At 52.7% G+C, this 8612-nt stretch carries 6 protein-coding genes; 3 read left to right on the plus strand and 3 right to left on the minus strand.

What is annotated here, in order from left to right; genetic code table 11:
• Positions 1 to 765 (plus strand): site-specific DNA-methyltransferase (locus Q7V06_RS01565; RefSeq protein WP_304837059.1); only part of this gene is annotated, 765 nt, incomplete at its 5' end.
• A 93-nt stretch (positions 766 to 858) separates the two neighbouring features.
• Positions 859 to 2958: a PAS domain-containing protein gene (locus Q7V06_RS01570; RefSeq protein ID WP_304837062.1), complete on the plus strand. Its 2100-nt coding sequence runs from the start codon at positions 859 to 861 to the stop codon at positions 2956 to 2958.
• On the opposite strand, the gene Q7V06_RS01575 is transcribed toward Q7V06_RS01570, so the two are convergent.
• Both Q7V06_RS01575 and Q7V06_RS01580 read right to left on the minus strand, forming a co-directional pair.
• Positions 2950 to 3330, minus strand: a complete 381-nt coding sequence (locus tag Q7V06_RS01575) for a response regulator (RefSeq protein WP_304837064.1) — start codon at positions 3328 to 3330, stop codon at positions 2950 to 2952. The genes Q7V06_RS01570 and Q7V06_RS01575 overlap by 9 nt on opposite strands.
• Positions 3330 to 4475, minus strand: a complete 1146-nt coding sequence (locus Q7V06_RS01580) for a sensor histidine kinase (protein WP_304837067.1) — start codon at positions 4473 to 4475, stop codon at positions 3330 to 3332. The genes Q7V06_RS01575 and Q7V06_RS01580 overlap by 1 nt, the downstream gene beginning before the upstream one ends.
• Before the next feature lie 109 nt (positions 4476 to 4584).
• Here Q7V06_RS01580 and Q7V06_RS01585 point away from each other — a divergent pair, with 109 nt between their 5' ends.
• A complete protein-coding gene (locus Q7V06_RS01585; protein WP_304837070.1) occupies positions 4585 to 6651 on the plus strand; it encodes a PAS domain S-box protein in 2067 nt (688 codons plus the stop codon).
• Here Q7V06_RS01585 and Q7V06_RS01590 read toward each other — a convergent pair.
• The coding region (locus Q7V06_RS01590) for a DEAD/DEAH box helicase (RefSeq protein ID WP_304837073.1) at positions 6629 to 8612 on the minus strand (1984 nt) is incomplete at its 5' end. The two genes, Q7V06_RS01585 and Q7V06_RS01590, sit on opposite strands and share 23 nt — an antisense overlap.

Genomic DNA, 8612 nt, shown 5'->3' on the forward strand with positions numbered 1-8612 from the left:
TCACCTCCTTACAATATCGGGAAGGGCTACACCACCTATGATGATACCATCACCCGTTCCGATTACCTTGACTGGATGGGTGAAGTTGCGGAAATCTCACTCAGGGTTCTCTCGGACCGGGGATCATTCTTCTTAAACATCGGAGGCACCCCAAAAGATCCCTGGATCCCAATCGATGTTGCAGCAGAGTTTCGGAAGAAGGGATACCACCTCCAGAATATGATCCACTGGATCAAATCGATCGCAATTCCACGCCCCGATATGGGATCCTACAATAATATCACCGGAGATATTGCTGTTGGACATTTTAAACCGATCAACAGCAAGCGGTTTCATAACGACTGCCACGAGTTCATCTTCCATTTCAGTAAGCAGGGTGATGTCCCCCTTGATAAACTGGCAATCGGCGTCCCTTATCAGGATAAGAGCAACATCGGGAGATGGAAGGCGGCGGGATCAGATCTCCGTGACCGGGGGAACACCTGGTTCATCCCGTACGAGACGATCAATGAGAGGAGACCACATCCGGCAGTCTTCCCAATAGGCCTTCCCACCCTCTGTATCAAAGACCATGGAGTTGAACGGTGTTCACTTGTCCTCGACCCCTTCATGGGTATCGGATCGACTGCGCTCGCCTGTATTCGCCTTGGAGTGGACTATATCGGTTTTGAGATCGATCCCTCATACAGAGCGATCGCCCTTGACCGGATTTGTGCAGAAGAAAAGAGTCTCCGTACCAGAACAGAACAGAACATACTTTTTTGATGAGGAGAGACCAGCATATACCATACCCTTTCAAGGAGGACTACCAGAATCCCACCAGCATACTTTCACTATCTGAATGAGGTTGACGATCCGATGATCGTACTCGATCCGGACGGGACGGTAGCAATGGCAAACATCTCATTTGGAGAGTTCACCGGATGTGCCGCAGATCAGATCATCGGGATGAGATGGGAGAGCGTAAAGCATCTCCTCTTCGGCAACAATATTGAGATTGATACAGCCTCATCAGGCAGACCACCCATTGGGCAGTCGGTAGTACCATGCTACCACAAAGATACCATCCGGGTCGCCATGGCGATCACCAGACCGGTGAAGAACCCGGATTTTAATGGCTGGTCAACCCTCACCATGAGAGAGGCCGGAGCAGGAGCGGTGGAGGGGGCACCTGAAGAGGCGTACAGGAAACTCCTCCATGCGATCCATCTCATCATTGTTCTGAACCCTGATGATTCGATTGCCTTCGCAAATCAGTTCTGTGCCTCATTCTTTGGATATTCACAGGATGCGATGCTCAACTCCTCCCCGGAAGACCTCTTCATTCCTGATCCGGAGTCACGCCAGGCATTTACAACACTGATCCAAAGAGCACGGGAAGGGAAGGGCGAGATCATCTGGCGCGAGTTTGCCTGCCGCAGACAGAATGGCGATGTTGTCTGGACATCCTGGGTTGCAACGCCGGTTGGACAATCGGGCCAGGTGCTCTGTGTAGGCTATAACAGAACCGGCGGTAAACGTGCAGAAGAGGCATTAGCGGCATCAGAAGAGCGTTTTCGGATTGCTGCCGAATCTGCCTGCGACTTTGTGTACGAGATCGATCTCAAAGATGGGTCGGTCAACTGGTTTGGGCCAATCGATGAGTATCTCGGATACTCCGAAGGGGAGATCCCGCGAACTATTGCCGGGTGGCAATCACTTCTTCATCCTGACGATCGTACACAGATTCAGGCGGCATATGATCGGCACTTCAATGGCAAAGACCTCTTTGAGATCAGCTATCGGGTATATGCAAAGGATGGATCGATCCGCTGGTGGAAGGATCGTGGACGGGTCATCTGTGACAGAGAGGGGAGACCTGACCGGTTCATCGGAGTAAATGCCGATATCACCAGAAGAATGAAGGCGGACGAGGCGATCAGACGGCATCTCCGCTACCTCTCGGTGACAAACCGAATAGCCGGGATCACCTCCCGTGTCGCGCCGTTTGAAGAGATCATTCTCGCAGTCATCCGCGAGGTGGCAGGCGGGATCGAAGCACCCGTTGGTGCGGTCATTCTTCAGCAACCGAAAGGAGAGAAGAGACGGATATGGTGTATCGGAGCGTCTGATGAGAAGATACCCCCGGCAGAGAGCGAAGGGACTATCGCAATCAATTATTCTGCAGGTGATGCCGGGGTCGGCTCACTGATATTCCATAAACCTCAGGGACTCATCTCAGACGATGATGAGGAGATTATGCAGGTAGCTGCCCGTCAGATCGGCACCTTCATCGAGCGGAGCCATCTCCGTGAGGAACTCGCCCTCGCATACGAGGATCTCTCCCTCTTCGTTGATATCCTGGTTCACGACATCAACAACTCAACGATGGTTGCAATGGGATACTCTGAGATCTTAAAAGAGACGGGCGATCAGTTGACCGAAGGGTATATTACACGGATCCTCGACTGCCTCTCAAAGAATGCAGAGATCATATCTGATGTCAATACACTCCGCAATCTTCGGGCGCAGATAGGCAACCTCACAGAAGTTGCTCTTGATCCGATCATCAGGCGTGAGATCCACCACCATGAAGAGGCGGAGATCCATTATCAAGGGACAAAAGCAGTCGTCCTTGCCGACGAACTCATATCTGAAGTCTTCACCAACCTGATCGGAAATGCCGTGAAACATGGAGGACCCGGCATCGAGATCTTCATCACAGTCGAAGAGATCGATGATAGTGTCGTCATCAGAATCGCAGATACCGGGTCCGGAATCCCCGACACTCTCAAGAGAAGGGTGCTTGAGCGGCATCATCGGGGTAAGAGCAAGGCCTCGGGATCAGGGCTTGGCCTCTTCATCGTGAAAAAACTGGTCGAGCGGTACGATGGCACCTTCAGGATAGAAGACAGGGTGATCGGCCATCCCGACGAGGGGGCCTGTATGGCAGTCACCTTCAGGCGTGCCTCAGACTGACCGAATGGAGGCGATGAGCCTGAGGATGTCAGCATCCCTCACCGGCTTGATGATAAAAGCCACAGGATTGGTTAATGCTGCACGCTGCACCATTCCTGCATCCGAATATGCCGTCAGGTATGCAACCGGCCGGGGAGAGATCCGGTTGATCTCTTCTGTCACCATGATACCGTCCACCTCCCCCCGAAGCCGGATATCCATCAGCACACAATCAGGGAGTGTCTCAAGAACACCCTGAATCGCAGGGTCAGCAGAGTCTGCTATACCAACCACCACATGACCACGTTTTTCGATCCTTCGGGTGAGATCGAGGGCGATGATCGCATTATCCTCAACAATGAAGAAACGGAGGGGCATTGCATGGGTTGTCATCAGAAGACCACCTCCCATCCATCAGGCAGAATTTCAAACCCTCCTCCAAGCTCCTTATTCACCAGGGTCCGGACGAGCGTGATCGCAAGACCTTCCGGTGTATGATGCCCATACTGAGAACGGACAGTAAGATGGTGGCCATCACCCCTCTCTTCAAGAGTGATCTCCACCGTGAAGGGGGAGTTGTCCCGGAGAGCCGCCTCAATTGCGATCGTGGTGAGTTCATTGACAATTAATCCGACCGCGATCGCATGATCGGTATCGAGGGTCACCCCATCACCAGGAACAGAGTGGCTGATCGAACCATCAGGCAGATCAAACGAGCGTTTCAGTTCGGCGGCAAGGAGGAAGAGGTAATCATCCATATCCACCACCCCGATCACCTCACGTGCATAGAGGAGTTCGTGGACGATCGAGAGTGAGAGTATCCGGTTCTGTGCCTCACGGAGTGCATGGGAGATGGAATCATCACTATTCTCCATCATCTGAAGGTTTATCAGACTGGCAATCAGCTGAAGGTTATTCTTTACACGAAGATGCAGTTCGCGGAGGAGAGTTGCTTTTTCTGATAAAGCAGATCGGATCGTCTCTTCCGTTCGCCATCGCTCCGTAGTCTCCTCGATTATCACCACAAATCCTGCTTTGCCACCCTCAAAGACTGCAGGGAGGATCTTGATGCTGAAATGCCGAATCTCACCACCATCCATGAAGAGGAGATCATCAATCCTCTTCTCCCCCTCACCATATCGTGGAACGGAAGTGATGAATATATCAGATGAGAGGAGTAAAAGATCGGTGTCTTTGATCGACACACCGACGATCTCGTTCTTCGGACGGTTTATGAGGGAGAGATATCGATCGTTGGCATTCACGATTCTGAGGCCGTCATCCAGTAAAACGATGCCATCTGAAGAGAATTCGATCATCGCAGAGACAGGGATGCGTTCAGAGAGAAAGTAGACCTTTGCCGGACCAACCACCTTCATCTCGATCTTCCCTGCAATGGTGAGCATATTCACATACTTTGAGACCGAGTTTCGGTTCAACCCGATCTCCCGTGATATATCGCTGATACTCAACCCACGGGGTTCTCTCCGGAAGAGTTCAAGGATCGTCTTCAGGTACTCTTCGTGATCATCATGCATGGCGAATCTCCTGAAGTAGTGTAGTCATCCGCAAGCGATAAGATTGTCCATCTCAGACGTTATCCGGTACCAATGAGTATAATGCCCTCCAGAAAAGATTTACAGGTGAGTGAACGCGTTCATCAATCGATGTGGGGGAGAGAACCGATCTGATTACTGGAACGAGATCATCTGCGTCTGTTCGATTCTCGCACTACTCATCAACATCCTCTCCCTGAGAGAGGGACTGACAAACGTCTATCCCCACCTCTATTACATCCCGATCATCCTCGCCGCTTACCGGTTCAATTACCCCGGCATCCTCTATGGAGCCCTCCTTGCCACCCTGTACTTCATCATCCACCTTATCATGCTGCCTGAGCCAGAAGCTCTCCTTGATGCCGGAATCCGCACCCTCATCATGATCACCGTCGGAACGATCATCGGAACACTCTCTCTGGAGAAGGAGGAGAGTGAAGAGCGGTATTGTACCCTCTTTGAGAGTATCGATGAGGGGATCATCATCTGCGATCTCTCTGGCAGGATCAGGATCATGAACCCGGCAGCAGCCGACCTCCTGAGCATTCACCCTCAGGAGAGTGAAGGGGAAAATATCTGCGATCTGATCAGCCATACCACTCCTGACTGTGACTGCGAAAAACTCTCAAAGATCATGAAGAAAGGTCGTTTCACCTATCAGACCAGTCTGCCCGGGGAGAGCGGGGAGGTAAAGACCTGCGAGATCAGAGGCAGCCGGATTCTAATCGGAGAGATTGCTTCAATCCTCCTTGTCATTCATGATACCAGTGAACGTCATCGGGCCGAAGAGATGAGACGGCGGCTTGCCGCAATTGTGGAGGCCTCAGATGATGCAATCATCAGTATCAGCCCTGAGAGGCTTATTCTTACCTGGAACAAGAGTGCAGAGCGGATCTATGGATGGGCGGCTGAGGAGATCATCGGGCAGCCCGTATCTCTGGTGATCCCAAAAGAGGAGAGGAAGATCTCGTATCGGTATTATACCGAGGTGATCTCGACAGGGACAGCACAGCGGCTGGAGGTGAACAGAATCCACAAGTCAGGGAGGAAGCTTCGGATCTCACTCTCGATCTCGCCGGTCCTTGATGAAGAGGGGAATGTCATCGCCATATCAGGCATTATGCGGGATATCACCGACAGGATCCGGATGGAAGAGGAGCTCAAACGATCTGTTGAGTTCTACCGGACGCTCTTCTATGGGACGAGCACCCCAACGGCCCTCATCAACTCCGACAACCGGATCATCCTTGCAAACGATGGATTCTTCAGGCTCATCGGGGGTGAATATAAACAACGATCATTTCCTGAGATGATAACCGATGAGAGGAGAGGGGATATCACCCGTATACTCTCCGAATGCCATTGTAAAGGCAGCTATTCGATCAGACGTTCCGACTGTTCGATCATCGGAGGGGACGGTGGGGAGAGGGTGTTGTGTGCAACCTTTGCACCGTTACCGGAGAGTAAACAGGTGATCGCCTCGCTCATCGACATTACAAAAGAGCAGAAACTGGTTCAACGACTCTCAGAGAGTCTTGAAGAGAAAGATACACTCCTCAAAGAGATCCATCACCGTGTCAAGAACAATATGCAGATCATCTCCTCCCTCCTCCACCTCCAGTCACTTACCCTCGAAAGCAACCAGCTTGCGGAGGTATTTCGTGAGAGCGAAAACAGGATCACCTCAATGGCACTCGTCCATGAGACATTATACCGATCCGAGAACCTTGCCAGGATCGATGCAGAGACGTACATCAGACAGCTCGTTGGCGAGGTGGTGGACTCATATGCACCAGAGCAGGATATATCAATTGAATACAGAATAGATGGTATTCCCCTTGAGATCGATTACGCCATCCATATAGGTCTGATCATCAACGAACTCCTCTCAAACGCCTTAAAACATGCATTCATCGGGCATGAGAAGGGGAAGATCACCATCTATCTTGAACGCGATGCCGGCGGATACATCACCCTCTCTGTCAAAGATGATGGTGTCGGGCTTCCCCAGGGTTTTGATCCGGCACATACCAAAACACTCGGAATCGAACTGCTTATGACCCTTGTCAGGCAGCTACGGGGGGAATCTTCATGGTACACACCAGAGAAAGGAGGCACCAGGTTCATCACCAGATTCAGAGAGGTCTCAGACCCTTGAGAGCGGCAAGAATTCCGGGAATAGCAAAGATATCAACTGCTGCCATCTTTCTCCTGATCTCCTCAGGGAGGAGTCGCCCAAATGCCCATGTTTCCGGAGGCAGAATGGGCATCCAGTCCACAAGATCTTCTTTTTTGAGGGTTGAACAGTGCAGGAGGGCATCATACACCGTCTGCCGCCCATCCTCTCCCGGCGGCACAGTCACTGAGACCGCATAGGCATCATACTGCACAGGCCATCGGGGCGGCAGCAGATGTCTGAGAAGATGGGTTACCGTTGCATTCGGCCGATCACCAAGGAATGTCCAGACCGAGACTAGTGTCCCTTCCACCAGAGGTTCAGAGATGACTGTCACCCGCCCCGGTCCGATCCCTTCCGGCCATGAGTAGATGGCTTTTGCTATTGCATCCCTGATCTCCTGTGGGAGTGGGAGATCTGATCCCCCACGCTCAGCGATTCGTCCAACAGATTGTGCAAGGAGAAGGGAGAGGCCGGGAGTTCCTCCTCCGGTCCAGAAGGGTCGGGGGCCCTGTCGATCAGATGGAACCACGAGGAGACCACGGCGTGCATCATCACGTGAGATCACACGCCATCCGCGACCAGCAAGGGTGAAACCTTCGACTGCTGCAACCTCGATAAAACAGGGATCGAGCGTCCCTACCACCTGACCATCCGGTGTAACTGCCCGGTACCCATTTCCCCCGGATATAACCGAGCAGAGGGCAATCCAGTGCGACCAGGAGAGTTCACGCTCGGCAGTCGGTCCGATCGCCACAAGATCGCCATCCATCACCAGGTATCCGTTTGCGAGAAGGTGATCGAGGATCTGATCGCAGTCGCTCTCACTGATACCTTCAAATGGTGTAAGTCGCCTGACTGCTTCGATAAGAGGACGTCTCCCCACTGCCCTGCCAGCCCTCAGGAGGAGAAAGAGCTGCTGTACAAAGACATGGCAGGGGAGAGCGGGGGGGTAGAGGGATTCAGCCTCATGTTCTCGTGCAGCCTCTAGTGCGGCAGCGGCGACGAGTGTATCATCTTCAGAGGCGAGGATGAAGGCCATCTCTGATGGTGAACCGCGTCGCCCGGTTCTCCCAAGCCGCTGGAGAAACGATGCAGCCGAATCCGGAGGGCCAAACTGTATGACAAGATCCAGCCCCCCGATATCGATACCGAGTTCAAGGGTACTCGTGCAGATGATGCATGCACTCCCATGACCTGCCATCCGCTCCTCGGCTTCATGCCGCAGATCAGATGAGATCGCCGAGTGATGAACAAAGACCGGACTGATGCGACCGGAAAGCCCTGCATGAATTCGTTCAGCTCCGGTTCTGCTCCCAACAAAGACAAGTGCCTTCTTCCCTGCAACAGCCCTTGAAACCGATCGGATGCGTTCATCCTCATCAGACTCCAGTGTAAAGGAGAAGCGGCGTCCGGAGGGGCTTGAGGGGGCTCTGACAAGGGACTGTGGCCGGGAGGGATCTGATAGCCATGCAAGAAGCTGGTCCGGATTTCCAATGGTTGCCGAGAGGCCGATCCGCCTCACACGACGGTCTGCCACTCTGTCGAGCCGGTCGAGGAGGCACCGGAGATGCACGCCACGATCGGTGGTGATGAAAGCATGCACCTCATCGATGATCACCGAACGGAGGTTTTTGAGATCATCTCTTCTGATCGGATCAGTGAGGAGGACCTCAAGAGACTCCGGGGTCGTCAGGAGAATATGAGGTGCTTCACCTTCACGCCATGCACGATCAGATCGACCGATATCTCCATGCCATGCCGAGACCAGAAGTGCAAGTGGTGCTGCTATACGAGAAATCCGGTCGATCTGATCATTTATCAGCGCTTTTAACGGGGAGAGGTAAAGGATACCGACACCATCTGTACCCGCCTTCAGGAGATCGTCCAGTGCAGGAATAAAACCTGATTCGGTCTTTCCACCGGCAGTCGGAGCAAGAATA

The organism is Methanocalculus sp. (assembly GCF_030651615.1).
Classification (GTDB): domain Archaea; phylum Halobacteriota; class Methanomicrobia; order Methanomicrobiales; family Methanocorpusculaceae; genus Methanocalculus.